This window comes from Phycisphaerales bacterium AB-hyl4 (assembly GCA_041821185.1).
Lineage (GTDB): Bacteria > Planctomycetota > Phycisphaerae > Phycisphaerales > Phycisphaeraceae > Natronomicrosphaera > Natronomicrosphaera hydrolytica.
In genome coordinates this window covers 347,387-373,741 of record JBGUBD010000006.1, presented here as the reverse complement: position 1 = coordinate 373,741, position 26,355 = coordinate 347,387, and the positions used below count along the sequence as shown (strand labels likewise).

The 26,355-nt window shown below is 62.6% G+C and carries 36 protein-coding genes, 1 tRNA gene and 2 pseudogenes; 11 read left to right on the top strand and 28 right to left on the bottom strand.

The features are described 5' to 3' along the window. Positions 1-70: 70 nt before the first annotated feature. Positions 71-430 (bottom strand): bleomycin resistance protein, encoded by a 360-nt coding sequence (locus ACERK3_12285; protein MFA9479061.1) that lies wholly within the window; start codon positions 428-430, stop codon positions 71-73. A gap of 93 nt (positions 431-523) precedes the next feature. Continuing rightward, on the bottom strand, positions 524-1,147 hold the full coding sequence (gene lexA / locus ACERK3_12280; protein ID MFA9479060.1) for a transcriptional repressor LexA: 624 nt from the start codon (positions 1,145-1,147) through the stop codon (positions 524-526). Here lexA and ACERK3_12275 point away from each other — a divergent pair. Further along, the gene (locus tag ACERK3_12275) at positions 1,146-1,520 is read left to right on the top strand and encodes a hypothetical protein (GenBank protein MFA9479059.1); all 375 of its coding nucleotides are present in this window, start codon (positions 1,146-1,148) and stop codon (positions 1,518-1,520) included. The two genes, lexA and ACERK3_12275, sit on opposite strands and share 2 nt — an antisense overlap. Before the next feature lie 155 nt (positions 1,521-1,675). Continuing rightward, positions 1,676-1,789 (top strand): hypothetical protein, encoded by a 114-nt coding sequence (locus tag ACERK3_12270; protein MFA9479058.1) that lies wholly within the window; start codon positions 1,676-1,678, stop codon positions 1,787-1,789. A gap of 242 nt (positions 1,790-2,031) precedes the next feature. On the opposite strand, the gene pth is transcribed toward ACERK3_12270, so the two are convergent. The 6 genes from pth to ACERK3_12240 form a co-directional block, all read right to left on the bottom strand. Next, positions 2,032-2,598, bottom strand: coding sequence for an aminoacyl-tRNA hydrolase (pth, locus tag ACERK3_12265; protein MFA9479057.1), 567 nt, complete (start codon positions 2,596-2,598; stop codon positions 2,032-2,034). A 103-nt stretch (positions 2,599-2,701) separates the two neighbouring features. Further along, positions 2,702-3,352: a 50S ribosomal protein L25 gene (locus ACERK3_12260; protein ID MFA9479056.1), complete on the bottom strand. Its 651-nt coding sequence runs from the start codon at positions 3,350-3,352 to the stop codon at positions 2,702-2,704. Positions 3,353-3,391: 39 nt separating this feature from the next. After that, complete coding sequence (locus ACERK3_12255; GenBank protein ID MFA9479055.1) at positions 3,392-4,375, bottom strand: ribose-phosphate diphosphokinase; 984 nt, start codon at positions 4,373-4,375, stop codon at positions 3,392-3,394. Positions 4,376-4,427: 52 nt separating this feature from the next. Next, positions 4,428-5,228, bottom strand: a complete 801-nt coding sequence (locus ACERK3_12250) for an NTP transferase domain-containing protein (GenBank protein MFA9479054.1) — start codon at positions 5,226-5,228, stop codon at positions 4,428-4,430. Positions 5,229-5,289: 61 nt separating this feature from the next. Further along, positions 5,290-5,361: transfer RNA gene (locus tag ACERK3_12245), tRNA-Gln, on the bottom strand. A 444-nt stretch (positions 5,362-5,805) separates the two neighbouring features. Then, the gene (locus ACERK3_12240) at positions 5,806-6,843 is read right to left on the bottom strand and encodes a hypothetical protein (protein ID MFA9479053.1); all 1,038 of its coding nucleotides are present in this window, start codon (positions 6,841-6,843) and stop codon (positions 5,806-5,808) included. Between the two features lie 159 nt (positions 6,844-7,002). On the opposite strand from ACERK3_12240, the gene ACERK3_12235 reads away from it, so the two are divergent. The 8 genes from ACERK3_12235 to floA all read left to right on the top strand — a co-directional run bounded on the left by ACERK3_12235 (position 7,003) and on the right by floA (position 13,834). Then, positions 7,003-7,998, top strand: a complete 996-nt coding sequence (locus ACERK3_12235) for a dihydroorotate dehydrogenase (protein MFA9479052.1) — start codon at positions 7,003-7,005, stop codon at positions 7,996-7,998. A 100-nt stretch (positions 7,999-8,098) separates the two neighbouring features. Beyond that, complete coding sequence (locus tag ACERK3_12230) at positions 8,099-8,512, top strand: metallopeptidase family protein (protein MFA9479051.1); 414 nt, start codon at positions 8,099-8,101, stop codon at positions 8,510-8,512. Positions 8,513-8,775: 263 nt separating this feature from the next. Next, a complete protein-coding gene (locus tag ACERK3_12225) occupies positions 8,776-9,279 on the top strand; it encodes a thioredoxin family protein (protein ID MFA9479050.1) in 504 nt (167 codons plus the stop codon). A 107-nt stretch (positions 9,280-9,386) separates the two neighbouring features. Next, positions 9,387-9,914, top strand: a complete 528-nt coding sequence (locus tag ACERK3_12220; GenBank protein MFA9479049.1) for a DUF2752 domain-containing protein — start codon at positions 9,387-9,389, stop codon at positions 9,912-9,914. A gap of 6 nt (positions 9,915-9,920) precedes the next feature. After that, a complete protein-coding gene (locus ACERK3_12215; GenBank protein ID MFA9479048.1) occupies positions 9,921-10,619 on the top strand; it encodes a hypothetical protein in 699 nt (232 codons plus the stop codon). Beyond that, positions 10,610-11,317 (top strand): hypothetical protein, encoded by a 708-nt coding sequence (locus tag ACERK3_12210; protein ID MFA9479047.1) that lies wholly within the window; start codon positions 10,610-10,612, stop codon positions 11,315-11,317. Before ACERK3_12215 ends, ACERK3_12210 begins: the two co-directional genes overlap by 10 nt. Before the next feature lie 76 nt (positions 11,318-11,393). Continuing rightward, a complete protein-coding gene (locus ACERK3_12205; GenBank protein ID MFA9479046.1) occupies positions 11,394-12,677 on the top strand; it encodes a glycosyltransferase in 1,284 nt (427 codons plus the stop codon). Between the two features lie 101 nt (positions 12,678-12,778). After that, positions 12,779-13,834 carry a flotillin-like protein FloA gene (gene floA, locus ACERK3_12200; protein MFA9479045.1) on the top strand — a complete coding sequence of 352 codons (1,056 nt, stop codon included), beginning with the start codon at positions 12,779-12,781 and terminating at the stop codon, positions 13,832-13,834. A 171-nt stretch (positions 13,835-14,005) separates the two neighbouring features. Here floA and ACERK3_12195 read toward each other — a convergent pair whose 3' ends face one another. Then, the gene (locus tag ACERK3_12195; protein ID MFA9479044.1) at positions 14,006-14,500 is read right to left on the bottom strand and encodes a hypothetical protein; all 495 of its coding nucleotides are present in this window, start codon (positions 14,498-14,500) and stop codon (positions 14,006-14,008) included. A gap of 269 nt (positions 14,501-14,769) precedes the next feature. Here ACERK3_12195 and ACERK3_12190 point away from each other — a divergent pair, with 269 nt between their 5' ends. Next, positions 14,770-15,036, top strand: a complete 267-nt coding sequence (locus ACERK3_12190; GenBank protein ID MFA9479043.1) for a hypothetical protein — start codon at positions 14,770-14,772, stop codon at positions 15,034-15,036. A 334-nt stretch (positions 15,037-15,370) separates the two neighbouring features. Here ACERK3_12190 and rplQ read toward each other — a convergent pair. The 19 genes and pseudogenes from rplQ to rpmC all read right to left on the bottom strand — a co-directional run bounded on the left by rplQ (position 15,371) and on the right by rpmC (position 26,304). Further along, positions 15,371-15,835: pseudogene (rplQ, locus tag ACERK3_12185) on the bottom strand (50S ribosomal protein L17). A 161-nt stretch (positions 15,836-15,996) separates the two neighbouring features. Then, entirely contained in the window at positions 15,997-17,007 is a 1,011-nt protein-coding gene (locus ACERK3_12180; GenBank protein MFA9479042.1) for a DNA-directed RNA polymerase subunit alpha, read from the bottom strand. Between the two features lie 210 nt (positions 17,008-17,217). Further along, positions 17,218-17,595 (bottom strand): 30S ribosomal protein S11, encoded by a 378-nt coding sequence (rpsK, locus tag ACERK3_12175; protein ID MFA9479041.1) that lies wholly within the window; start codon positions 17,593-17,595, stop codon positions 17,218-17,220. A 243-nt stretch (positions 17,596-17,838) separates the two neighbouring features. Next, the gene (rpsM, locus tag ACERK3_12170) at positions 17,839-18,219 is read right to left on the bottom strand and encodes a 30S ribosomal protein S13 (protein MFA9479040.1); all 381 of its coding nucleotides are present in this window, start codon (positions 18,217-18,219) and stop codon (positions 17,839-17,841) included. A gap of 79 nt (positions 18,220-18,298) precedes the next feature. Next, positions 18,299-18,412: a 50S ribosomal protein L36 gene (gene rpmJ / locus ACERK3_12165; GenBank protein MFA9479039.1), complete on the bottom strand. Its 114-nt coding sequence runs from the start codon at positions 18,410-18,412 to the stop codon at positions 18,299-18,301. A 45-nt stretch (positions 18,413-18,457) separates the two neighbouring features. Then, a complete protein-coding gene (gene infA, locus ACERK3_12160) occupies positions 18,458-18,673 on the bottom strand; it encodes a translation initiation factor IF-1 (GenBank protein MFA9479038.1) in 216 nt (71 codons plus the stop codon). Between the two features lie 32 nt (positions 18,674-18,705). Next, entirely contained in the window at positions 18,706-19,485 is a 780-nt protein-coding gene (gene map / locus ACERK3_12155; protein MFA9479037.1) for a type I methionyl aminopeptidase, read from the bottom strand. 140 nt (positions 19,486-19,625) lie between these two features. Next, on the bottom strand, positions 19,626-21,011 hold the full coding sequence (secY, locus tag ACERK3_12150; protein ID MFA9479036.1) for a preprotein translocase subunit SecY: 1,386 nt from the start codon (positions 21,009-21,011) through the stop codon (positions 19,626-19,628). A gap of 124 nt (positions 21,012-21,135) precedes the next feature. After that, positions 21,136-21,585 carry a 50S ribosomal protein L15 gene (gene rplO, locus ACERK3_12145; GenBank protein ID MFA9479035.1) on the bottom strand — a complete coding sequence of 150 codons (450 nt, stop codon included), beginning with the start codon at positions 21,583-21,585 and terminating at the stop codon, positions 21,136-21,138. 311 nt (positions 21,586-21,896) lie between these two features. Further along, positions 21,897-22,379 (bottom strand): annotated as a pseudogene (rpsE, locus tag ACERK3_12140) (30S ribosomal protein S5). Between the two features lie 43 nt (positions 22,380-22,422). After that, a complete protein-coding gene (gene rplR / locus ACERK3_12135; GenBank protein ID MFA9479034.1) occupies positions 22,423-22,779 on the bottom strand; it encodes a 50S ribosomal protein L18 in 357 nt (118 codons plus the stop codon). A gap of 68 nt (positions 22,780-22,847) precedes the next feature. Further along, positions 22,848-23,396 (bottom strand): 50S ribosomal protein L6, encoded by a 549-nt coding sequence (gene rplF / locus ACERK3_12130; protein MFA9479033.1) that lies wholly within the window; start codon positions 23,394-23,396, stop codon positions 22,848-22,850. 64 nt (positions 23,397-23,460) lie between these two features. Beyond that, on the bottom strand, positions 23,461-23,859 hold the full coding sequence (gene rpsH, locus ACERK3_12125; GenBank protein MFA9479032.1) for a 30S ribosomal protein S8: 399 nt from the start codon (positions 23,857-23,859) through the stop codon (positions 23,461-23,463). 103 nt (positions 23,860-23,962) lie between these two features. Continuing rightward, on the bottom strand, positions 23,963-24,232 hold the full coding sequence (gene rpsN / locus ACERK3_12120; protein ID MFA9479031.1) for a 30S ribosomal protein S14: 270 nt from the start codon (positions 24,230-24,232) through the stop codon (positions 23,963-23,965). Between the two features lie 53 nt (positions 24,233-24,285). Further along, the gene (rplE, locus tag ACERK3_12115) at positions 24,286-24,864 is read right to left on the bottom strand and encodes a 50S ribosomal protein L5 (protein ID MFA9479030.1); all 579 of its coding nucleotides are present in this window, start codon (positions 24,862-24,864) and stop codon (positions 24,286-24,288) included. Positions 24,865-24,925: 61 nt separating this feature from the next. Further along, a complete protein-coding gene (gene rplX, locus ACERK3_12110; protein MFA9479029.1) occupies positions 24,926-25,294 on the bottom strand; it encodes a 50S ribosomal protein L24 in 369 nt (122 codons plus the stop codon). A gap of 58 nt (positions 25,295-25,352) precedes the next feature. Then, entirely contained in the window at positions 25,353-25,739 is a 387-nt protein-coding gene (gene rplN / locus ACERK3_12105; GenBank protein MFA9479028.1) for a 50S ribosomal protein L14, read from the bottom strand. Positions 25,740-25,798: 59 nt separating this feature from the next. After that, positions 25,799-26,101, bottom strand: coding sequence for a 30S ribosomal protein S17 (gene rpsQ, locus ACERK3_12100; GenBank protein MFA9479027.1), 303 nt, complete (start codon positions 26,099-26,101; stop codon positions 25,799-25,801). Beyond that, the gene (gene rpmC, locus ACERK3_12095) at positions 26,098-26,304 is read right to left on the bottom strand and encodes a 50S ribosomal protein L29 (protein ID MFA9479026.1); all 207 of its coding nucleotides are present in this window, start codon (positions 26,302-26,304) and stop codon (positions 26,098-26,100) included. The genes rpsQ and rpmC overlap by 4 nt, the downstream gene beginning before the upstream one ends. Positions 26,305-26,355: the final 51 nt, after the last annotated feature.

Here is a 26,355-nt window from a genome sequence, read left to right as displayed (position 1 = left end):
TGCACGATTGCATAGCGAAGCCCACGGCGTCACGCCGTGGGCTTCGGCAATGTGGGTAACTCCGCCACTGTCAGTCTTCTTTAACCGGGCAGCCGAAGCTGATTTGGTTGCCGTCGGGGTCGAACACGAGAAAGTCGCGCATGCCGTAGGGGTAGGTCTCCGGCGGCCCATCGGTTCGGACGCCTGCGGCATTGAGTTGGGCATACCACTGATCCACCTCGTCGCAGAACACATAGACGCAGCCCGTGCCCGGCTCAGCGGTATTGGGATTGCCCTGTTGTGAAAGATGCAACATTAGGCGCTCGCACTGAACGCCGGCGTAATTCCCGAAGCGAAACTCCTCGGCGAATCCGAGGTGATCGATGAAAAACCGCAGCGAAGCTTCGAGGTCGCGCACGGGTAAAACGGTCGCAGCACCGGTGATCTTCATGCCTGGTTCTTCCGGGTTGAGGACGCCAAGCCGCAAGCGACGTGGGGGAAGGTATGCCAACAGCACGCGGGGCGGTAGAGGGAACGGGTGCACTCAGTAGGTGCGCACAACGCCGATGAGGATGCCCTGAATCTGCACGCGATCGGGCTCGATCCACATCGGTTCGTAAGCTTCGTTGGCGGGCTGGAGGCGGACGCGGCCGTCCTTTTCGCGATAGAGCTTCTTGAGCGTCGCTTCACCGGTGTCCAGCAAAGCGACGACGGTCTGGCCGTTGCGGGCCTGGCTTGCTTTTTCACATACGACGTAATCGCCATCGCGGATCTGTTCGTCGATCATCGAGTCGCCGCGCACGCGGAGGACGAATGTGTTTCGCGGACTCGTGCCCGGGGGTGTGAAGATCGTTTCGAGATCGAGGTGCTCACGGTCTTCCACGGCTTCGATCGGTGAGCCGGCGGCGATGGAGCCGACCAGCGGCAGCCGCGTCGAGCGTGTTTCGTCGGGCAGCTCGACTTCGGGGCTAACCTCCAAAGAGCGAGCCTTGTTGGGCTGGCGAACCAAAGCCCCTTTTTTGATGAGCGCCTCGACGTGTTCGAAGACGGTGACCTTGCTCACCCCGAGCTCGTCGGCGAGTTCCTGCATCGTCGGCGAGTACCCGCGGGCCAGCCGAATGTCGCGGATGCGTGTGAGAATGTGCAGTTGCTTGGGGGTTAGATTCATGGTCTTGCTCCTTCACCAGCTTGTCGATCGATCCACCGGAAACACTATCGGTCGCGGCCTTGTCGCCAACCGTCGGCGACGCCTTCCGCCACACCGCCACCACCATCTCCCGCCGCAGACGGTGCACCAGCTCGAGCTGGTCGGCCAACGCACGCCCCTGTTCACCCAGCCAGGCGAGCAACGCCGCGTGCATCGCCTTGCCCGCCGCCGCTTCACGGATTCGGCCGGCGGCGTCATACGTGCCCGCCCCGGCCTGAGCCGACGCGTGCTCGAAGCAGTCCGACTCACTCCACCGCGAGCTGCCCTGCCCGGCGTCATCACCGGCGTCACCCTGCCCGCCGCGACGCGGCAGACGGTCCCAACCCGCCATTGAGCCGGCCGTCTCAGTGTCGGGCTGCTGCTCCAACGTCGCCGCGGCTTGGCGGATCAGCCCCTGCCCCTTGATCTGGTAGCGGGTCTGGTAATCGCCGCCGGGTCCGAGCATGACAAGCGGAATAGCCATCGAAGTCGTCCTCTCGGTAGTAGTCGATTCACTGGCGATCCCCCACATATTGGGGTCTCGCATCGTGTGTCCGCTCTACTTTCGACGTTCCATGGCCGGGCGCTTTAAACTTTCCCCGACACTTGTTCGGTATACGTTAACCGAAAGGAAGGCGAACGTCAATATCTCTCTGTCCAATCGGCGATAAAGAGCAAAATCAGCATTGATCACGTTTTGGAGGGTGTTTTCCAGTTCGCGGATTATCGGGCGCAGCGAAAAGATCGCCATTCGATCATGGACCGCAGTCGAGTAATGACTGGACAACCCCGGGGAAGCGATACCCCGCAAATACAGCACGGGGCCATCCACCGGTTGAATTGAATGGGATACAGCTGAAAAAAGGTCAGTCGCTGGCGTTATGCAGGCTCATGGCCTTTTCCAGCCCATCGCGAATCCAGCACTCGATCGCGTCGCAGGCTTTGTCCATCGCCGGGTCGAGGCGGTCGAGCTGATCGGGGCTGAATCGGCCAAGCACGTAATCGCGCTGCCGGGCTCGGCCGGGCGGGTCGATGCCGATGCGCAAGCGGGGGTAGTCCCGGCCGTTGACGGCTTTTTCGATATCGGTCAAGCCGTTGTGGCCGCCGGCACTGCCCTCACCGCGCAGGCGAATGCGGCCGACGGGTAGTGCCACATCGTCCACCACGACCAGCAGGTCGGGCTTGTCGAGCTTGTAGAAGCGCATCGCGTCCGCGACCGCAAGGCCCGAGCGATTCATGTAGGTCTGCGGGAGCATGAGCAGACACTTTTCGTCGGCGACCGGGCCCTCGACAACGGCCGAGTGAAACTTGGCCCGTGGCGCATCGTTGATGCGATGGCGGCGGGCGAGGCGTTCGACCACCATGAACCCGACGTTGTGTCGAGTCGCAACGTACTCGGGACCGGGGTTGCCTAGGCCGACGATGAGCTTCATGGGCGTGGGTCCGGGATGCAGGGGGCGAGGTTATGGTGAAAAGGCAGGGCAGCTGAAGCCGCCCTGCCTTAACGATGTTGCACTTGAGTCCCTGGGGAGGGGATTACTTCTCGTCGGTTTCGCCTTCTTCCTGCTCGCTGCGGCCGATGACTTCCGGCTCGCCTTCGACGGCTTCGGCGGTCTCTTCTTCCGGCTCCTCGGCCATGACCTGAATCTGAGCGATCACCGTCTCCGAATCGGTCACGGCTCGCACGCCATCGGGCAGCTTCAGGTCCGCTACGGTCACGGCGTCGCCCACGGCCAGTTCGGAGATATCGTGCTGAATGCTCTCCGGAATCGCGTCGGCCCGGCAAGCGATCTCGATCGAGCCAAGCGGATGGTCGAGAATCGCACCGGCCTGTTCGAGTGCCTTCGGTTCGCCGGTGAGTGCGAGTTCGACTTCGACCTCGACTTCTTCGGACAGGTTAACGCGAGCGAGGTCCACGTGTACGAGGCTGATGCCGAGGTGGTCCCACTGCATGTCTTTGATCAGACAAGGCTCGGTCTTGCCGTCGATGGTCACCTGCAACAGGTGTGCATGGCCTTCGAGCAGGTCGGTGAACTGGCGATAGTCGAGCGTGACAGACTTGGGGTCTTCTTTGTGGCCGTAGATCACGCCGGGGAGCTTGCCTTCTTTGCGCAGTCGTGCGGCGTATCGGCTGCCGACTCGGTCGCGGGGTTGCACTTCAATTTTGGGGATGTCGTGGGTCGCCATGGTATTTCTCCGGTTATGGTGTTTCGTTTGTGGTTGGGATTATCGTTTGCCGCCGCCGTCGGGACGGAAGAGGCTGGAAACGGACTGGTTGTGGTGAATGCGGTGCATCGCTTCGCCCAGCAGCGAGGCGACCGGCAGCTCGACAAGCTTGTCCTGAATCGGCGAGCACCGGGCTCCGCAGGGAATCGTGTCGGTCACGACGACACGGCTGATGGGCGCATCGCTCAGGCGTTCCATTGCCAGGCCGACGAGCACCGGGTGGGTGCAGGCGCAGATGATGTCCTTCGCGCCGCGTTCTTTAAGCAGGCGGGCGGCTTCGCACATCGTGCCCGCGGTAGTGATCATGTCATCAACCATGAGGGCGGTCTTGCCCTTAACGTCGCCGATGATGTTCGCAGAGACGACTTCCGTGCCACTTTTGCGTCGCTTGTCGATGATGGCCAGATCGCCGTTGAGCCAGTTGGCATACGCGCCGGCCATCTTCACATTGCCCACGTCGGGGCTGACGAGCACGAGGTCGCTGAGCTGATCGCGAATCGACTCGAAGTACTCCACGATCACCGGCGAAGCGTGCATGTGATCCACGGGAATGTCGAAAAAACCTTGAATCTGCGCTGCATGCAGGTCCATCGCGAGCACGCGGTCCGCGCCCGCGGCGGTGATGAGGTTGGCGACCAGCTTGGCGGTGATGGGGGTTCGGCCCTCGTCTTTGCGGTCTTGCCGGGCGTAGCCGAAGTAGGGGATGACGGCCGTGATGCGATGAGCACTCGCGCGGCGGAGCGTGTCGATGTAGATCAACAGTTCCATCAGGTGGGCGTTGACCGGATGGTAGGTTGACTGGAGCACGAAGCAGTCGCGGCCGCGGACGTCTTCCTCGACTTTCACGAGCAGCTCGCCGTCGGGGAACATGTCGGTGTGGCCTTGGCCCATCGGTAGATCGAGGTAACGGCAGATCTGCTCGCACAGCGTTCGGCTGGCGCGGCCGCAGAAGATTTTCATGCTGTCACGATCGGATCGGCTCATGATTGGGCTCAGTTCGAAAGTCTGGCGGCAGACCGCCCCTGCGGGGCAGCCCCTAAACACGCATGCCTGATGCACGGTTTTTCAAAATCTCGTCCACCACGGCCAGTTGCTCCGGCGTGTTGACGCCGATGACGTCTTCCGCGGGCACGGCGTCGACAACCGAAACGCGTTCGCCGGCCTGCTTGAGCATGCCCGGCACGTCGGTGAGGTAGTACTCGCCCTGCTTGTTGTCGTTGCTCACCTTCGCGAGCGAGTCGAACAGGCGGTCGCTGCGGAAGCAGTAGTAGCTGGGGTTGACTTCGCGGATGGCGCGTTGTTCGTCGGTGGCGTCTTTCTGTTCGACGATGGCATCGAAGTTGCCCGAGGCATCACGCAGCACTCGGCCGTAGCCGGTGGGGTCGTCAAGCTCGGCGGTGGCGAGCGTCGCGACGGCCTGCGTTTCGCGGTGCACCGCCAGCAGCTTCGCCAACGTCTGCTCACGAATCAGCGGTGCGTCGCCGGCGAGCACAAACACGTCCGTGGCGGGTCGCCCTTCAAAGCAAGGCGCTGCCATCATCGCGGCGTGCCCCGTGCCGAGTTGCTCGGTCTGCTCGACAAACGCCACGCCAGGCTCATCGGCGAGCGATTCGCGGACCGCGTCGGCCTGATAGCCAACGACGACGATCACCCGCTCACACCCTGCCGCTTTGCACGCCTGCACGACCCAGCGGATCATCGACTGGCCGGCCGCTTCGTAGAGCACCTTCGCGCGATCGCCACCCATCCGCGTGCCCTTGCCGGCCGCGAGGAGGATGGCGGTTGGGGCATTTCGAATTTCGGATTTCGAATTTCGGATTTGTCGATCGTCGCTCATGACCATTCCGGTACTCGGCAAATCCGAAATCCCAAATTCGAAATTCGAAATTGCAAAAAAACTGGCCCGCCTGGACTCGAACCAGAAATACCAGGATCAAAACCTGGCGTGTTACCAATTACACCACGGGCCAATTTTACGGCCTGTCGGCCGATTGCTGTCGTTTCACCGTGGCGGACGTCGGCTTGCGTAAAACACGCTCGTCGACATGCACGCACGGCATCATGGGCTGAAGCGCCCTTCCGACAGCGCCACCCGCACGCAAAAAGCGGCAAGCAGCACCAGAGAGGGTGCCCGACCATCTTTCGTCAGCTCCTACGCGACGGCTGCCGGTCGCCGCCAGCCGCGTCCCTGTCCGCGCCATCGCCCACTCGCTGAGTGGGCCCTGTCACGGTCGGCCACGAAAGACGCCATAAGTTTAAGGCCACCGCGGCCAGTGTCAAACCTAACCCCGCCCGGCCCGGCAATGTCGACGAAATCCCGGAGCAAGGGGGAATTGCTAATCGCTAAACGCTGATTGCTGATTGGAGGCCTTCACCGATGCAATCAGCAATTAGCAATTAGCAATTCCGAACGATCACCGCCCGATCTCCGCCAGCTTGGCGGGGCTCTCCGGTTGGCCGGTGCGGATGCTCAGCAGGCAGGCGAGGCAGCAGGCCAGTGCGTTATTTTCATAGCCCGGTGACGGCGGGTCAGGCAGGACGCCGTCGAGACGATCGATCAGCCGACGCCACTGCCAGGCGACCAGGTCGGCGAAGGTTGCGCCCGACTCGGGGCGGGCCTCGTCCAGCAGTTCGCCGGTGATCTGGCGGAGGCTGTAGCTGACGTCGTCGACGCGTAACTGGCCCTCTCGGCCGAGCACGTGCAGGGCCCGGCGGGTTTCGGCGGAACGGTCGGCAATGTGCAGCAGGGCCGAGCTGCCATCGTCCATGCGGCCGTGGGCGGTCAGGGCGCCGCCCATGTCGCGCAGTGAGGCGGTGCGTGCACGGCCGACCAGTTCGTCATCGGCTGCGGCGAGCGAAGCGTCGATCGTGACAGGCATGGATGAAAAGGCGAGCACAGTCCGCCAGCCGTCAAGCAGGCGAGCGTAAAGCGAGCCCTCGGCCGACGTGCCGAGGCTTTCATAATGAAGCGTGCGGGCTTCGCCCATGGCATCGCCCGGCTCGGCGGCGCTGAGATAGCCCGGCGATGAATCGAACGCCGGCACGGGCAGGATCCGCCCCACCCCTGCCCCCGCGCTGCGGTCGGCCCGGTTCAACGTCTTCAGCTCCGCCAGTTCCTCCACCACCGGCTCCAGCGCCAGCACGATCATGCCCTGTCGCACCGCCGACTGCACGTCGGCCACGCTCGCGTCGCGCATCGTCGCCAGCAACAAAAACGCCGCCGGCCGATCGACCAGCAGTTTCCGCAGATCATCGTTCCGGGCGCAATCCAACGTCGCGGCGAGTCGGTCCACGCCCGCATCGCTGGCAACGCCCGGCTCGCGCGGCCCGCCCACGCCGATCGGACGCACTGCCGAGCCCATCCGGTCGAGCACCGCCATCACCCCCGCAGCGCTCCGCGCGTCGGCCCACACCGTCACCTCGGGCGATAAGCTCGTCTGATCTGCTGCCATAAGAGGAAGATAACGTTTCTGGTTTCTGGTTTCTCGTTTCTGGTTGAAATGCTGCGGTTCTGCTCGAAAAAACCAAGGACCAGAAACGAGAAACCAGAAACCTCACACCCGTCCTACAATGCACGCTCGCCACGCGTTTTTGCTACAAAGTGATGTGAGATGAACCAAGCCCCCCCCACCACCGACGCCGGGCCGAGCATGGCGGTCAACCTTGCCGGGCTCGAGCTGGCCAACCCGATGATGACCGCTTCGGGCACGTGCGGCTACGCCTACGAATATGCCGACTTTGTCGACCTTTCAAAGTTCGGCGCGTTCGTCACCAAGTCGATCACCGCCGAAACGCGAGCCGGCAACCCGGCACACCGCATCGTCGAAACCCGCGGCGGCATGCTCAACGCGATCGGCCTGGCCAATGTCGGGCACGCCGCGTTTATGCGCGACAAGCTGCCACAACTGGTCAAGATGCGCGAGACCGGGCCGCGCATCATCGTCAACGTCGCCGGCCATAGCGTGGACGACTACGTCAGCGTGGCGGGCAACGTCGCGGGCGAGGCTGCAGTCGACGCCATCGAGTTGAACGTGTCCTGCCCCAACGTGAAAGACGGCCTGACGTTCGGCACGAACCCAAAGCTACTCAAGGACCTGATCGCCGAGGTCGCCAGCGCGATGGACAAGCAGGCGAAGCTGATCGTCAAGCTATCGCCCAACGTGGAAGACATCACCGCCACGGCCCGTGCCGCGGTCGAAGGCGGCGCGGACGTGCTGAGCCTGATCAACACTTATACCGCGATGGCGATCGACATTCACACACGCAAGCCGCGCATCGCCAACGGTACGGGCGGGCTGTCGGGCCCGGCGGTACGGCCGCTGGCGGTGTACCTCACCAGCCGGGTGTACCGCGAAGTGGCCCGCGATGCGGGTGTGCCGCTGATCGGCATGGGCGGTATTCAATATTGGCAGGACGCGGTCGAGTTTCTGCTCGCGGGCGCAACGGGGCTCGCGGTGGGCACTGCCCTGTTCGTCGACCCGGCCACGCCGTTGAAGGTGCTCGACGGCGTGCAGGCGTATCTGAAAGATCAAGGCTGCACGTCGATCGATGAGATCATCGGCCAACTGGAAATGCCAGGCGACCCGCCACGCACGCCATACCCCTGATAAGTACGGGGTTTCTGGTTTCTCGTTTCTGGTTTCTGGTTCCGCGTAGCGGTCCCGCTGTGAATCACCAGAAACCAGAGATCAGACACCAGAAACCAAAATGGTGACTTCCGCCCAACGTTTACTGTTCGACCGGATGCTCGATGAGATCATCGACGCACTGCCGGAACAACTGCATGAGCTGCTCGAAGAAGTGCCGTTGATCGTGGAGGACGAGCCGTCGGCCGCGCTGCTGGCAGACCTCGAAATGGAAGATGACGACGCGGACCTCTGCGGCCTGCACTGGGGCACGCCGTTGACCGAGCGCAGCGTCGGCGGCGGCGACGGCATGCCCGACCGGATGATGATCTTTCGCGGCCCGATCTTCTCACTCGCGGGCGTGGGCTCGGGCAGTCGACTCACACCGGCACAACAGGACGAGCTCTACCGACAGATCCGCATCACCGTGCTGCATGAAATCGGCCATCACTTCGGCCTCAACGAAGACGACCTGGACACGCTCGGCTACGGTTGATCGCCCGCCATCCGCGCCACCCGAAAGTTCGGGAACAATCAGCCACCGCCATGCGTTATTAAGGCTGACGAGGCGAATAGATGTTTTTCGCCTCGGCCGAATACGACAACGCGGCTTCTGCGCATGCGACATTTAGCGGCGGTGCTCGCACCGCCTTTTTCGGCCCGCAGGGCCGAACGCGCCGACCAAGGCCCGCGGCTAAATGGGAACCCACGTTGTCGCACAAGTTGCCGATTGTAAATTGCATGAAGGGGAGCCAGAAGATGAAAGTCATTCAACCGCTCGATGATGAAGGGAAACCCCGCGGCCGACGTAGCGTCTGGATGCGCGTCGGGATGTGGACGTTGGTGATCGTCGGCCTGCTGGGTGTGTCGTGGCTGGTGGACTTCGGCCGACAGGCCGCGGCCGGACAAGACATCGTGCCCTGGGAAGAGGGCCTGGCGCGGGGCAGCGAGTTGTCGCGCGAGACGGGCAAGCCGATGCTGGTGAACTTCACCGCCGACTGGTGCGGCCCCTGTCAGCAGATGAGCAGCACGGTGTTTTCGCAGCAGCATGTGGCCGACGCGATCAGTGAGCATTTCATCCCCGTCAAAGTCGACATGACGGTACAGCGGCCCGGCAGCCCGGCGATGCAGGCGGTGGAGATGTATGGCGTGCCCGGCCCGCCGACGTACATCGTCATGGACGCCGAGGGTCAGCCGATCTCCGGTCGGCTGGGCATGCAAAGCGAAGAGGCGCTGCTGTCATGGTTGGAGAACGTGCGATAGCCGCTCGGCCCGCTTCGCTTCATGGTCGCCGATCGGCCGCCGGTCAAAAAGCACCCCTCACGACAACGACCCTCACACCCGCCTCGCTCGTATGATTGGTCAACGGTTTGCCAGTTGACCGAGAGCGAAGGTATCCTGACACGGTGATGGCCGACGAGACTTCCAACCTGACGCCCGCCGAGGCGCCGGCCACCGTGCCGACCCCGGCCTGGCAAGCTCACCTGCCGCGCATGATCGCCGGCGGCGCTTCGCTGGCGACGTTCGGCTTGCTGCTCGTCGCCGCGTGGCTGGAGCCCAGTGGCAGCGGTACGGGCACGCACCAGCAACTGGGCCTGCCCGCCTGCGGCTTCCTTGCCGGCACGGGCCTGCCCTGTGCAACCTGCGGCATGACCACGGCCTTCTCCCACGCCGCCGACTTCAACCTCGCTGCCGCCTTCGCCACCCAACCCGCCGGTGCGGTGCTGGCGATCCTCACCGCCATGACCGCCATCCTCACCGGCTATGCCGCCATCACTGGCATGGTCCTCACGCCGATCTTCCAGTTGATCTTCAGGCCGGCCACGATCGTCGCGCTCGTGATCCTGCTGCTGCTCGGCTGGGCCTACACCCTCAGCGACGTCCTGCTTGGAACCTGACCCTATATGAACCAGACTTCCTTCGAAGCAACTCGCGGCGCGAGGGGCGCCCGATCGGCCCGGCCTGCCGGGAACACGAGCCTCCGCCTGCTGCTGCTGGCGATGCTGTCGATCAGTCTCGCCGGCTGCGGGCCGCTGGGGTGGGTCGCCCACGGCGTCGCGGGCGGGCAGAAGCGCGTCAAGATCAAAGCCGACTACACCGGCCTGGAGAACCAGCGCGTCGCGGTGCTCGTCGATGTGGATGAGTACACTCTCCACCAACACCGCCAGGCACCGATGCTGATCAGCCGGGAGATCAGCACGGAAATCGCCGAGCATGTGGTCGGCGTGCAACTGGTCAACCCCCGCGACGTCATCAGCTTCCAGCATGACAACCCCTACTGGTCGACCGGCCGATACACCGAAATATTCGAAAAACTCGACGTCGACCGCCTGGTCATCGTCGACCTGATGGACTACCGCCTGCACGAGCCGGGCAACATGCACATCTACCAGGGCCTGCTGTCGGGCACGGTGATGGTCGTCGAGGCGGACGCCCGCGACCCGGACCAGCCTCGCTACAGCACGACCGTCCGGGTGGAGTATCCGGAAAATTCGACCATCGGTGCGGTGAGCACAAACCCCGGAGCGATCCAGGGCGAGTTGATCACCCGATTCGGACTTGAGACCGGCCGACTGTTCCATGATCACGAGGTGTGGCAGTGATGCAGATGCAAAGCGTTTCCCCCATGCTTCGCCGCGGTCGGCTGGGGCTGTTGTCGATGATGCTGCTGGCCGTGGTGTTCACCGCGGGCTGCGAGGGCGTCGCGTTCCTGGCTGGGATGGGTGGCGAGCGCGTGCCGGCGCAGTATAAGATTCCCGATCGGCCGACGCTGGTGATGGTGGAAGATCCGGACAACGCGCTGGGCGATCCGAGGCTGAGTCGGCTGATCGCCAGTCACGTCGGCTTCCACCTGGAAGAAAACCGGGCGGTGCGCCGCGGCGTGGTGAGTCAAAGCGATCTCGCGGAGTTGGCCGAGCGGCTGGACGAAGACTACCGCCGCATGCCGATCGACCGGATCGGGCAACAGCTCGGCGCGGACCAGGTGATTCACGTGCTGATCGACGAGGTGGACCTTGTGTTCGAGCCGGGCGTGTATCGGCCGACGGCGTACGCGGAGGTGAAGGTCATCGACGCGGCCGAGAGTCGTCGGCTGTTCCCCCTCGCCCGGCGGATGGACGCCGACGGCGGGCCGGCCCCGGGGCTGCGGATCCAATCGCAGTTGTCGCACCGCGTCAGCGGCGAGGCCGACACCAGCCTGGAGGCGATGCTCCTGCAAGCATTGGCCGAACAGATGGGCCGGGAAATCGCACAAGTCTTCTATGACCACCAGCGTCTGGAAGGTGGCTCGCAATTACCTTGAGCCTCGCCGCATCTCCTCGCACTCACTTGCTATCATCCGACTGCAAACGTCACGCTAACGACGCAAGAGCCAGTCGGTGAATTCAAGCAATATTCCCAACACGAGTCCGTCGGCATCTTCCGCTTCAACCGAGCGGGTGGTGCATCTGGTTGAAGCTGCCTCGCCGCAAACGTGTGGCACGACGCTGGCGCTGCTGGCGATGCTTCGTGCAGAAGCGGGCGAGCGCTCGACAGTGGTGCTGATGGGCAACTCGGCGCTGAGCGACCTGGCGGAAGCGGCGCAATTGCGCGGGGCACACCGCGTCGGCGTGCCGTTCGGCCGGGCGGTGTGCGGACTGCCGGCGCTGCGACGTGTGCTCTCGGCTGTGGGGCCGGCGTCGCAGATCGTGTGCTGGTCGGCAGGGTCGCTGCTGGCGGCTCGGGTACTTCGCCCGACGACGCCGCGCGTGATGGTGGCGGTGCAGTCGATCGGCAGTGACGCCGGGCGCATGGTGCGATGGTGTCTGCGCTGGCCGGGCATGGGCGGCACGCGCGTGGTCACGCTCGGCGACGCCTTGCGGACCACGCTCACCAACGGGCCGTTGCGCGACTGGTACGAAGCGGTACAGCCGTTGCCGGCCTTGGCGCTGCGCCCGCCGGTGCCGAGCGACGCGCGGGGCGTGCTGCGAACCCGCTGGGGGGTGTCGGACGAGCGGGTGAAGGTGGTGGCGATGCTGGCGGACCCGCCGGTGGTGGTCGACGCACAACTGGGCGCGATCGCGGCGAGCGTGGCGCGGGAAACGCTATGCGACGCCGGCTGGCCGGGGCAGGTGGCGGTACTGCTACACCCGGACCAGTGGCATCGGCCGCGGGCTCAACTGATGATGGAAAATCTAGGCGGCCACTTCCCCATCGTGCTCGAACCAAAGCTCGCAACGCCGTGGCAGGTGACGGCCGGCTGCGACCTGGTCATGACCATGGGCCCCGGTGCCGGCGGCCTGGCGCTGACCTCGGCGATGGCGGCCGGGCTGCCGATTGTCGCCGAGCCGACGCCGCGCGTTCGCGAGTGGCTCACGCACAACCGCAACGCCCGCCTGGCGGACAGCGGCGAGCCGCGCTTCCTGGCCCATGAAATCACCGAGATGCTCAGCGATCCCGACAGCACCGGACGACTCCGCCTTGCCGCCCGTCACACCATCGCCCAACGCGACGAGCCGATCGCCCCCTGGCTCCAGGCCTTGGAAAACTGCAACCCCGCCGACACGAGCGCGAACGCGACCGCCCAAACGACTGCCGGGCACGCCGATGAGAAACCATCCGCAGGCAAGTCGGCCGACGCGTCATCCCACGACCCCGACCGCCGCGCGCCGGGTTATTCGTGACCCCTACTTGTCTGATCGCCTTTCACACGCCATCATGAAGTCAAAACTTTCCGGAACGCTCGGCCAGCCGCCGACACACCCAAGCTTCGAAGGAGACGCTGATGCCCGCCCTATCCCCCCTTGCTCTGAACACCCTGGCTCAAGAAGCCGGCGTGGTCGTGCTGATCGCCGTGCTGATCATCGCAGCGCTGATCGCATTGGTCGTGCTGCTGTTCGTCATTCAGTACTTCAACCTCTGGTTCCAGGCAGTGCTCTCCAAGGCCCCCGTGGGCTTTCTGGAGATCATCGGCATGCGGTTCAGGCGGGTCGATCCGCGAACCATCGTGCTCTCGCGCATTCGTGCTGTGAAGGCCGGCCTGACCGTGTCGACCAATCAGCTTGAAACGCACTACCTCGCCGGCGGTAACGTGCCCCGCGTGGTCAACGCCTTGATCGCCGCTGACCGTGCGAAGATTGAACTGCCGTGGGACACCGCGTGCGCCATCGACCTCGCCGGCCGCGACATTCTCGACGCCGTGCAAACCAGCGTGAACCCCAAGGTCATCGACTGCCCCAGCCCCAACTCGGGCAAGAGCACGATTGACGCGGTGGCGCAGGATGGTATTCAGCTCAAGGCCCGCGCCCGCGTGACCGTGCGAGCCAACATCGCCCGCCTCGTCGGTGGTGCGACGGAAGAAACCATCATCGCCCGCGTTGGCGAAGGCATCGTCACGACTATCGGCTCATCCTCCAGCCACAAGGCAGTGCTCGAAAACCCTGACCGCATCTCCAAGCTCGTGCTGGAGAAAGGTCTCGACGCGGGCACGGCGTTTGAGATTCTCTCGGTCGACATCGCCGACATCGACGTGGGCGAGAACATCGGCGCGAAGATTCAAGGCGATCAGGCCGAGGCCGACAAGCGCCGCTTCCAGGCGGAGGCGGAAAAGCGTCGCGCGATGGCCGTCGCTCAAGAGCAGGAATTCGCCGCGGAGGTTCAAAAGAACCGTGCGTTGGTCGTGCTCGCCGAGGCGGAAGTGCCCAAGGCGATGGCCCAGGCGTTCCGCGAAGGCAACCTCGGCATCATGGACTACTACCGCATGCGGAACATCCAGGCCGACACGTCGATGCGCGACTCGATCGCCGGCGAAGACGGCAAGGGCGGCGAAGGCAAGCAGTAACGGCAGCTCTCGCTACATAACAATCACACGAAAAGAGCCCACGTTCTACAACGTGGGCTCTTTTTCATTTCATCGCCCGTAACGGCCCGCGTCACTTGCCTGACAATCGATTGCGACAACGCGGGTTCACACTGCAACATTTAGCCGCGGTGCTTGCACCACGCTCGTCGCTCACGCCGGCTTCTTCAACTCCTGAGCTCGATCGATCAGATACCGCGACACGTCGGGCATCGGGTAATACTGCTGCAGGAAATCACGCAGCTGCTCCGACTCCGCGATGCGGAAGTAGGCCACGCGCTCCAGCCGATTGGCAGCGAATGTCACGGCCCGCGCCAGGCGAGCATGCGACGCGGCAATGAGCAACTCGCCGGTGGACTCGAAATTAATGGGCAGGATTTCAAACTGCCACGCCTGCCGTCGGCTGATCAACCGCAGCGCCTGTTCGTCGAATCGACAGCTTGCCAGGTCGATCGTGCCGGTAAACTGGTGGTACTGCTGCACCCAGGCCTGTTCGATGCTTTCGAGCGTAACCTCGAACATCTGCTCGGCCAGCACGCCGAACGGCAAGCCGAGCCGACGCTGAGCCTGCGCGATTTCAAAGACCTGTTGTTCGGTCAACACCCCGTTCTGGACGAGAATCTCGCCGATACGCAATGGCTTATCCACGATGTTGGGCTCCCTCTCCATATTGTGCGGGTCGGCGTTCGACCCGGCTACCCAAGCCATCGGCTAACCGCCCGGCCGGTTTTAGTGCCTCGCCTCTCGATCGGCCAGCATCTGCGGCGACCGTAGCGATTGCAGCCGCAGGTGCGCATCATGCCGAACAGGTGAAGCAAAACATAAAAAAACCCGCGCACCAATGGTGCGCGGGCTCAAGTTGGGCAAATATCAAGACAGAGCCCTCAGGGGAACACGCACGAGTATACTGACAGGGTATGAGCTTCTGGGTCTTTTTTATGCGATTACTTGCGGTAGCCGCCATGGTAATCGGCGGGATTGCTCTTTTTCAGAGCGTTCGCACGGCGGGGCTGGCGTTGTTTTACCCCCTTCTCTTCTGGCTCGTGCCAATGGTTGATTTTGATATGCTCGCGGATGCCGTGCCTTCTGCCGTTGCCGGCTTGGCATTGATGGCGGTGGGGCTGGTACTGCTGGTCTCAGCAACGCTGTTGGACCAGCGCCGCCGACCGGGCGCTAAGCAGTAACGCCGGATGCCCTCGGGCGTCATCAGCAGCGACAAAAAAACCCGCGCACCAACGGTGCGCGGGTTCAAGTGAGTCACATTGATACGGCCGGACCCTGACGGAACGGCCAATAATCCGCTTACTGCTTGTCCTTGTCGCCTTCGCCCTCAGTCGCTTCACCGGTATCCGTCGCCTCGGGAGCTTGCTCCTCGGCGGCTTCCGGCGGCGCTTCTTCTGCGGGGGCCGACGGTTCCTCGGCAACTTCCGCCTCGGCCTTGCCGCCCTTGCGAAGCTGCGCCGCGAACGCCATGCGCCGGTTGGCTTTCTCGCGACGACGCGAGAACTGGCCAGCCACCTGCGGGCCCGTGTCATCTTCGCTGATGAGTTGGATCACGCACAGGTCAGCGCCGTCGCCGATGCGGTGGCTACCGAGCTTGATGATCCGCGTGCATCCGCCGTTGCGGTCCGAATAACGCGGAGCGACTTCTTCAAACAGGTGCTTGAGGATGCGCGGGCCCTGGAGCCTGCCACCCTTGCGATCGATTTCGCCGTAGCTGTTGCGTGGCGCTTCGGTGTCGTCACCGTCGCGGACGATGACGAAGTCCTGGCCGAGCATTTTCATTGCCTGCCGACGGGCGGCAAGGTCGCCGCGCTTGGCGACCGTGAGCAGCTTCTCGACGAACGGCTGGAGGCTCTTGGCTTTGGGGATGGTCGTGGTGATCTGGCCATGGGCAAGCAGCGAAACGGTCATGTTCCGCCACATGGCCCGACGGTGGTTGGTCTTGCGGCCGAGCTTACGGCCTGCGACGCGGTGCCTCATCTTCGTGTCTCCTTTTCTTGACGTGGTCGCCGTGTTAAGGCTCACGGTCGCCAGCGCCACTCCTGCGATGATCGCAGGGCAGGTATCAGGCCCCTACGCGAGGCCGGGGCGTCGATGGCCCCAATATTGACTGATCTCCCTTCCGGGAGAGAAACTGATCGTTACGCCTGGGCCGCGGCGGCCTCGACCTCCGGCGGCAAGTCCATGCCCAGCTCCAAACCCATATCAATGAGCTTGCGCTTGACCTCACGCAGCGACGTCTTGCCGAAGCTGCGAACCTTCAACAGGTCGTTCTCGGTCTTCGTCACCAGGTCGGCCACGACGTTCACCTTCGCCGACTCCAGGCAGTTGCTCGCACGCACCGACAGGTCCAGTTCATTGACCGGCATCTGCAGCTTGCGAATGAGTTCCTCGTCCACGCGGGCGGCGGCGGCAGCGGACTCGCTGGCTGTCTCATCACCCAGTTCGAAGTACTGCACGAACGGGTTGAGGTGCTTGCGGAGGATCTTCGCCGCTTCGACCATCGCCATCTCCGGCGTGACCGTGCCGTTGGTCCAGATTTCCATGGTCAGCTTGTCGTAGTTGGTCTTCTGACCGACACGCGTGTCTTCAACCTTGTATCGAACGCGAGTCACCGGGCTGAAGATCGCATCCACGGGGATGATGCCGACCTCCTGGTCCTTGGTGTCTTCGTAGTGCTCACTGGCGGGCACGTAGCCGCGGCCCTTTTCGACAGTGAACTCAATGTCGAAGTCAATCTGCTTTGTCAGTGTCGCGAGCACCTGGTCCTTGTTGTGGATGGTGATGCTCGTGTCTGCTTCGATCAGGTCACAGGTGACTTCACCCGGGCCTTCGGCCTGAAGACGCATGGTCTTGGGCTCTTCCGAGTCCAGCGCGACGACCATGTTCTTGATGTTGAGGATGATGTCGGTGACATCTTCCTGAACGCCTTCCAACGAGCTGAACTCGTGGGCCGCGCCCTTGATCTTGACCGCCGTGACCGCCGCGCCTTCCAGCGAGGAAAGCAGGATTCGGCGGAGGCTGTTGCCGATCGTCGTGCCGAAGCCACGCTCGAACGGTTCGACCGTGAATCGGCCGTACGTTTCGGTGCTCATCTTCTGATCGCGAATCACGCGATGGGGCAGTTCCAGTCCTCGCCAGCGAATGCGCATCTTGATTCTCCAATTCGTAGCCAGCAGGGTCCTGCAAACAGGGAACCTCGAACCTTAACGCCGCTGGGCACGCTGCTGGGCCACGCCGACGGCTGCTGTGTTCGAGGGGATGTTATCTGGTGATTTGGTGACCTGATGATTGGGTGATGTTACGGAAGGCTGGCCTCAGCACATCGCCAGATCACCACATCGCCAAATCACCAAATTGACTCACACGCGGCGCTTCTTGCGGGGTCGGCAGCCGTTGTGGGGGATCGGGGTGTGGTCTTCGATTGCGGTGACCTTGATGCCCGAGTGCTGCAACGCGGTCACGGCCGACTCACGGCCGGACCCGGCGCCACGTACACGAACCTCGACCTCGGCCATCCCCATCTTGCGGGCCTTGTTCGCGGCCTCTTCCGCGGCGCGGGTGGCGGCGAAGGGCGTGCTCTTACGCGAGCCTTTGAAGCCCTGCATGCCGGCCGAGCCCCAACACAGCGTCTCACCGTTCACGTCCGTGATGGTGATGATGGTGTTGTTGAACGTCGCTTTGACGTAGGCGATGCCCCGGGTGACGTTCTTGCGAACCTTTTTCGTCTTCTTAGCCATCTTGATTGCTCCGAAGTTGCGTTCGCTGCCAACTCTCCCCCACACGGGGCGGGCAGCTCGCTTCGTGAATGATTCAGTATCAGTTGGACGGCTTAGCCGTCACACGTTTATCAACATCGAATGCCCGCAGTCTCGCCGCGCGGTTGGCGACGAACGCAGGCAACCCCGGCATGGTACCGGGGCCACTCGATCGCCAGGCGATCGTTCGCTGCGTGACAAGACTGTCGAAGCAACGCCGAAGCGTTACTTCATGGTCTTGACGCTCTTCTTGCCAGCCACGGTCTTACGCCGCCCCTTACGGGTGCGGGCGTTGGTCTTGGTCCGCTGGCCATGGACCGGCAGACCACGACGGTGGCGGTCGCCCCGGTAGCAGCGGATATCGCGCAACCGGGTGATGTTCTGGGCAATCTGCCGACGCAGAGCACCTTCAACGAGGTGGTTGGCCTCGATGATGCCGGCAATCTGGGCGAGCTGGTCTTCCGTGAGCGTGCTCGCTCGCGTCTGACCTTCAATGCCGGCTTCCTGGCAGATCAGCGCCGCATGATGCGGGCCGATGCCATAGATGTACCGCAACGCAATACGCAACGGCTTGTCGGGGATGTCAACACCTGCAACACGGGGCATGAGTCGTTCCTTTTCTTTCAGTCAAACCGCCCCAGTGGGGCGTCCGCTATACGCGGAAGCTTGTTTCATGGATGCGCAATCAGCCCTGCCGCTGCTTGTGCTTGGGATTGGTGCAGATAACTCGCACCACACCCTTGCGGCGGATGATCTTGCAATGCTCGCAAATGCGTCGGACGCTGCTTCGAACCTTCATCGCTTACCTCGCTAAGCCGCAAGCGGCAGTCTATATCAATGGCGATCAATGGCGGTACGTAATCCGCCCTTTGGTCAGGTCGTACGGGCTGATTTCCACGGTCACGCGGTCACCAGGCAGGATGCGGATGTAGTGCATTCGCATCTTGCCCGAAATGTGCGCCACCAGCTCGTGATCGTTCTCCAGCCGAACCTTGAACATCGCGTTCGGCATCGCGTCGATCACTTCGCCTTCAAGTTGAATCTTGTCTTCTTTGGCCACTGCCAATCCTGTTCCTGTAGGTCGCCACCCCGCTACCGGCCGTCCGTCAACACGTCCGCACCGTCGGAGGTCACGGCCACCGTGTGCTCATAATGAGCCGAGGGCTTGCGGTCGGCGGTCACGACCGTCCAACCATCATCCAGCGTCAACACCTGCGAGCTGCCGAGATTGCACATCGGCTCAATCGCGAGCACCATGCCTTCTCGCAGCTCAATATCGTTGCGAAGCAGTTGTCGACTCACATAGTTCGGGACCTTCGGGTCCTCGTGCATGTCCTGTCCAATGCCGTGTCCCACGAATTCCTTCACGACCCCGTAGCCGTGCTGCTCGGCATAACTCTGCATCAACCGGGCCACCTGACTCCAACGCCGGCCGGGCTGAATATTCTCAATCGCGAGCGTGAGGATATGCTCCGTCACCTCGCACAACTTCCGCACTTCCGGCGCGACGTTGCCGACCAGGATCGTGGTCGCCGCGTCGCCGCACCAGCCGTTGATTTTCACCCCGCAGTCGACGCCGACGATATCACCGTCTTCGATCTTGCGGTCGTCCGCGATGCCGTGCACCACGACTTCATTGACGCTGATGCACAGGTTCGACGGAAACCCTTCCCCCTCGCGGTAGGTCGGGTAGTTCTTGAACAACCCCTTCGCACCAAGCGACGTGTACAACTCGTACGCCGCCTCATCAACCTCGCGGGTGGTCACACCAGGCTTGCACATCTCACGGCAACGCTGGTGCACCTTCTGGACGATGCGCCCGGCGGCCCGCATTTTCTCGATGTTGTCCTGCGACTTCAGCCGTACCGCCATGATCGATCACCGTCCGGGCCCTCAAGCCGAAACACCCGCCGGCGAGGTCGAACCGGCAATTGTACTACTGCCAACCCTTATTGACAAATCCTCAAACAAAGGCAGTGCATCTTAAGTGATGCACTGCCTCGCTTTTTACGTTACGCCGTACTCCGTGCCCCGCGGATGCGTGGTCCCCTGCCCGATCCGCCGGTCGCGAGGAAGCCCTGGTAATTCCGCATCAGCAACTGGGCCTCGATCCGCTGGACGAAGTCGAGCATCACGCTGACGGTAATCAGCAGGCCCGTGCCGCCGAGGAACTGCGTCACCATAAAGTCGACGTTGAACAGGGCCGCCACCAGCGTCGGGATCACCGCGATGACCGCCAGGAAGCCGGCGCCGACGTAGGTAATGCGTTCCATCACGGTTTCGAGGTACTCCGCCGTACGCGGGCCGGGCCTCAGACCGGGGATGAAGCTGCCGTGGTCGCGGAGCTGGGTGGCCATTTCCTTCGGCTGGAACTGGACCGTGGTCCAGAAGTAGGCGAAGAAGTAGATCAGGCCGATGTACATCAACGTGTATAGGTAGCCGTACATATCCTGGAAATTTCGGTCCAGGAAGTCGAAAAAGCGCCACTGTCCGCCGGTGGCGTTGTTGATGTAGTGGAACAGCATCGACGGGAAGATCATCAGCGAGCTGGCGAAGATGATCGGCATGACGCCGCCGTGGTTGACGCGGAGGGGCAGGTAGCTGCGCTGGCCGCCGTAGACGCGTCGGCCGCGGGTGTGCTTGGCCTGCTGGATGGGGATGCGTCGCTGGCCCTGCGTGATGATGACCGCACCGGCAGTAACCGCCACGAAGGAGAACAGCAGGAAGATGACCGTGTCGATGCCATAGCTGGCGGTCGCGTCGGTCAGCGAGAAGCCAGCCACGATCTGGCCGATCGCGTTGGGCATCATGGCGATGATGCCCGCGGTGATGATCAGCGAGATGCCGTTGCCGATGCCGTACTTGTCGATCTGCTCGCCCAGCCACATCAGGAAGACCGTGCCGGCTGTCAGGCCCAGCACGCCGCCGAGCCAGACGGTCGCGCTGTTGAGGTATTCGGGGTAGACCAGCGGGTCGCCGGACTGGAGAAACTGCACCCAGAACGCCGACTGCACGAGGCAAAGCCCCACCGTCGCGTAACGGGTGTATTCCTGGATCTTCTGTCGGCCGGCGGGCCCTTCCTTCTGAAGGGCCTTGAGCTTCTCTGACACGGTGGTCAGCAGCTGGAAGATAATCGCGGCGGAGATGTAGGGCATGATGCCGAGACCAAAGATGGTCGACTGCCCCAGCGATCCGCCGGTGAAGATGTTGACGTAAAGCATCAGGTTGCCGACCGCGCCCTCGGCGGCCTGCTCAGCCCATTCCTGCAAGGCAGCCTGATTGACGCCCGGCAGCGGGATGAAAAACCCGATGCGGTAGATCGCCAGCATCGAAAGCGTAAACAGGAGCTTGTTGCGAAGCTCCCGAATCCGCCACATGTTGATGAAGGCTTGTAGCATTTGGTGAATTTCGAATTTCGGATTTCGGGATTTCGAATTTAGTTCTTACGCTGGCTTTACGACTTCGGATCGCGGTTCCGGGTTCTCACATCCGAAATCCGAAATTCAAAATCCGAAATCGCCTTTACGACGCCACCGTCACACTGCCGCCAGCGGCCTCGATCTTCTGCTTGGCCGACTCGCTGAACGCGGCAGCGGTGACCTGAAGCTTCTTCTTGGTCTCGCCCGTGCCGAGGATCTTAACCGGCTGCTTCGTGTCGCCGAGCAAGCCGGCCTTGACCAGCATGTCCGCGTTCACTTCCGCACCGTCCTCGAAACGCGCGTCCAGCGACTTGATATTCACCACGGTGTAGACCGTCATGAACATCGCGTTGGAGAAACCGCGCTTGGCAATACGGCGGAAGAACGGCATTTGGCCGCCTTCGTAGCCGGCGCGGGCGGAGTGGCCCGATCGCGAGCCGGCACCTTTATGGCCCCGGCCGGACGTCTTGCCGTGGCCCGACCCGATGCCGCGACCGATGCGCTTACGCTTTTTGTGTGCTCCCGCTTTCGCGGTGATTTCATGGATCATCATGGCGATTAGGCTCCCGCCTGGCGGCCCGTTTCATTTCAGGCCGCGATGCACGCTTGCTTGGTTGATTACGGCTGCTTGTTTTCTTCGCCACCCGTTGCTTCACCGCCGGCTTCCGGTGCATCCGTCTTCGGCTGCTCCGGGGTGGGGGCGGGGGCAGAGGTGGTGGTGGTAGTCGGCTCGACGCCGCCGCCGGTGGGCGAAGTCGCCTGCGGCTCGTTCGCGTTGCCAGACGTCTGCGGCTTCTGCTCGCTGGTGGTCTGCGGGGTGAACTTCTGGGCGGCCTCGATCTTCTCATCCACCTCGGTCTTGCCGAGCTCGACCCCACGCAGACGCGCTACCTCATCGGGCAGGCGAAGCTGGCGGAGGCCGGTGATGACGGCTTTACAGAGGTTCTTCTCGTTGGTCGAGCCGTACGCCTTGGTCAGACAGTCGTTGACACCTGCCATTTCCAGCACGGCACGCGCGGTGCCGCCGGCGATGACGCCGGTACCGGGCGCGGCGGGCAGCAGACGGATCTGCGAGCTGCCGAACTTGCCGGTGACCGGATGCGGCAAGGTGCCCTTCTTGAGGGTGACCTTGAACATCTGCTTGCGGGCGTCCTTCTGGGCCTTCTCGATCGCGGCGGGCACGCCGGGCGCCTTGCCGTAGCCGATGCCCACGCTGCCGCGCCGATCGCCCACGACCACCAGGGCCGCAAAGCTGAATCGACGACCGCCCTTGACCACGCTGGCCGTTCGGTAAATGCCGACCGTGGTCGATTCAAGGGACTGTGTTGCTTCGATTACCTCTGCCATGGTTTGTCCAGGAGTCAGGAGTCAGGGGTCAGCGAGTCTTCAATCAGAACTTAAGGCCACCTTCACGGGCAGCGTCGGCGAGGGCTTTCACCCGGCCGTGAAACTTAAAGCCGTTGCGGTCGAACGTGACCGTCTCAACACCGGCGGCCTTGGCCTTTTCCGCCAGGGCCTTGCCAACGGCGGCGGCGGCTTCAATGTCACCGCCCTTTTCGACGTTGGCGGCGGCTGAACTGGCGGCGGCAAGCGTACGGCCGTCCAGATCGTCAATGACCTGGGCGTACATGTGCTTGTTGCTGCGGAACACCGACAGCCGGGGCTGCTCGGGCGTGCCGAAGACGCGCTTGCGGATGCCAGTCTTACGACGGCTGCGGCGAATCTGTTTGACGTTGTGCTTTTTCATCGGTTACCTCGAAGCGCCCTGCGGGCGGCCGCTAAACGGGGAGGAGCAATCGCGTGACTCGGCGGGCATTAACCACCGCCGGCGAACGCCTTGCCCTCCTTGCGAACGATCACTTCCTCAGCGTACTTGATGCCCTTGCCGTTGTAAGGCTCCGGCGGCCGCTGTCGGCGAATCTCGGCGGCGAGCTGGCCCACTGCCTGCTTGTCGTGGCCGGTGACCTTAATCTTGTTCTGCTGCACGTCCACCTGCACACCAGCGGGGATGTTCACCACGCGCGTGTCAGCATAGCCGACGTTCAGCGCGACGGTCATGCCCTGGACCTTCGCGTTCCAGCCCACGCCGTTGATCTCGAGATCGCGGGTGAAGCCGGTGGTGACGCCCTGGATCATGTTGGCGATCAGGGCTCGCGTCAGGCCATGCATCGCCTTGGCAACGCGGCTGTCGTTCTTACGCTCGACGACCACCTGCTTCGCATCGCTGTCGACCGTGACGGTGACTTCGGGGCGATGGGTGTAGGTCAGCTTGTTCGAGCCGCCTTCGACCACGATATCGCGGCCGGTGATGGTCACCTTGGCGTTGCCGGTGATCGGAACGGGTTGTTTGCCAATGCGGGACATCTGTCTAGTTCCGAGGTTCGAGTTACGGGTTCCGCGAATCGGGCGATCAGGTCAGCTTGCCAGCTTACTCAACCACGCACAGCAGTTCGCCGCCGACGTGTTCCGTGCGGGCCTTGCGGTCGCTCAGCACGCCTCGCGACGTACTGACGATGACAATGCCCAGGCCGCCGAGCGGTCGCGGCAGATCTTCCACCTTGCGGTAGACGCGTCGGCCGGGTCGGCTTTCGCGGTCCAGGCGGTGGAGGATGGCCTCGCCGTTCGGGCCGTACTTCAGCTCGATCCGCAGGATACCTTGACGGCCATCGTCAATGACGTGGAAGTCGCGGATGTAGCCTTCCTGTTTGAGCACGTCGGCAATGCCGGCGCAGATCTTGCTGTTACGGCAATCGACCTGCTTCGCCTCGTTGCGAACGGCGTTGCGGATGCGGCTCAACATGTCAGCGATCGGGTCGCTCAGTGACATTCGTTTCTCCAGCGAATCTGCCAGTTGCTTACTGTCGTTCAACGGCGGAGCAGTCCGCCGCGATCAAAGGTCGCATCAAACGTGCGACACAATCAGTCATTCTTTACCACGAAGCTTTACGCATGCCGGGCACCTTGCCCTCAAGCGCCAGCTCACGCAGCTTGATACGCGAAAGCTTGAACTTGCGGTACACCGCTCGCGATCGGCCGGTGAGTGCACACAGGCTGCGGAAGCGCGTCGGGCTCGCATCTCGCGGCAAACGCTGCAAAGCGGCGTAGTCGCCTTCCGCCTTGAGCTTGTGACGCAGGTCGGCGTACTTCTTGACCTGCTTCTCAATCCGCTTCATTCGTTCGATGCTTGATTTCGATGCCATTGCATCTCTCCAATATGCCGATTTCACATCGGCGAAAAGTCAATCTTGTTCGCTTACGCTGCGGCCTGCTCGGTGTCTTTACCAACGAACGGCCAGCCGAGTTCCTTCAACACGAAACGCGTCTTGTCATTGTCGCTGTTCTTGAACACCAGCGTAATGTGCATGCCGTGCATGAACTGAGCGTTGGCCATGTCGATCTCGGGGAAAATCCCCTGCTCCTGCACACCGAAACTGTAGCTGCCTCGGCCGTCGAAGCTCTTGTCGCTCAGACCGCGGAAGTCCTTGATCCGCGGAATCGCCAGTGTGATCAGCCGATCCAGCAACTCCCACATGCGAGTGCCGCGAACCGTGACCATCGCGCCCGTTTCGTAGCCCGAACGAACTTTGAAGTTCGAGACGGACTTTTTGGCCTTGACCATCACAGCCTTCTGGCCGGTGATCAGGGCAAGGTCCTGGAGCACCTGCTCGCGAGCCTTGGCGTTGACCTTCGTACCCTCGAGCTGCTTGCCGAGCCCGACGCTGAGCACGATCTTTTCGAGCCTGGGCATGGCCATCGGGTTCGTGACGCTGAATTCCTGCTTCAGCTTCTCGCTCACCGGGCCGGCAAATTTTTCTTTCAGACGCGGAGTCATAGTTGAATCCAGGGGGTCAGTAGTCAGGGATCAGGAGTCAGTTCACATCCACCGATTGCGGTCAACGGGCCTTTTTCAGTTCAGGCCCAAGCTGCTCACCATTGCGGGCAGCGAGACGGACCTTCGAGCCGTCGGCACGCGTTTCAAAACGCACACGGGTGGGCTTGCCGTCCACAGCCGGCATGACGTTAGAGATGTCAATCGGCATCTCCTTTTCCGTAATGCCGCCACGCTGGTTGCTCTGGCTGGGCTTCACGTGCCGTTTGACGACGTTCACGCCCTCGACAATGACCTTGCCCTCAGCGGGGAACACACGCATCACTTTGCGTGGGGTCGTGTCGCGAACCTTTCGGCCGTCGGCGCCGCGACGCTTGCTTGCGCTGCCGCTGACGACGATTACCATGTCGCCTTTTCGAATGTGTCGTGCCATCGTAAACCTCAATCCAAGGTAGAGCAGATCGAGCTGCCCCACCTGATGCGTTTGTTTCTCAAACCACCTCGGACGCGAGCGAGACGATCTTCATGTAGTTCTTCTCACGCAACTCGCGAGCAACCGCACCAAAGATGCGCGTCCCACGCGGGTTGCCGTCGTCGTCGATCAGCACCACGGCGTTCTTGTCGAAACGCACGTAGCTGCCATCCGCTCGACGCACCGGATAATTCGTACGGACGACCACACCCTTGACGATGCTGCCGGCCTTCATGTCACTGCCAGGCAGCGCCTTCTTGACCGAGCAGACCACGCGGTCGCCGATCGAGGCGGTACGCCGCGTGAACTTGCCCCGGGCCGTCGACCCGCCGAGCACGCGGATCACGTACGCCTCTTTCGCGCCAGTGTTATCCGCCACATCACATCGTGATTCTGCTTGAAGCATGGCTATACGTCCTTCACGGCTCGGTTTCGTCGGCCGTCGTCTTACTCACAGTTCACTATTCAAACCGAGGCTGCGAGGGCTTCCGGCGCGGCTTCCACCACGCGGACCAGTCGCCAGGCCTTGGTCTTGCTCAGCGGACGACACGGCGCGATCTCCACGCGGTCGCCGACCTTGCTCTCGTTCTTCTCGTCGTGTACGTGGAACTTCGCCTGCCGACGCAGGTACTTGCCGTACTTGGCATGCATCTGCTGGTAGTCGACTTCGACCGCGCGGCTCTTGTCCCGCTTGTCGGAGACCACCACGCCGATCTTCACCCGGCTAAGCGCCTGACGCGTTTTACGTTGTTCTTTGCTGGTGCTCATACTTGAGCGGTCTCCTGAATCTCGCGGCCGCGTTGGACCGTCAACAGTCGGGCAATGTCCCGTCGCAACTGCTGAAAGCGACGCGGGTTTTCCAGTTTTTCAGTCACGGCGGCCGATCGCAGCTCAAACAGCCGCTTTCGCAGCCGGCCGAGCTCCTCACGGATCTCGTCGTTCGACATTTTGTGCGCTTCGCTGGCTTTCATGTCACTCGCTCTTATGAGTCGTTTCCACGCGCCACAGGCGACGCGGTTCAA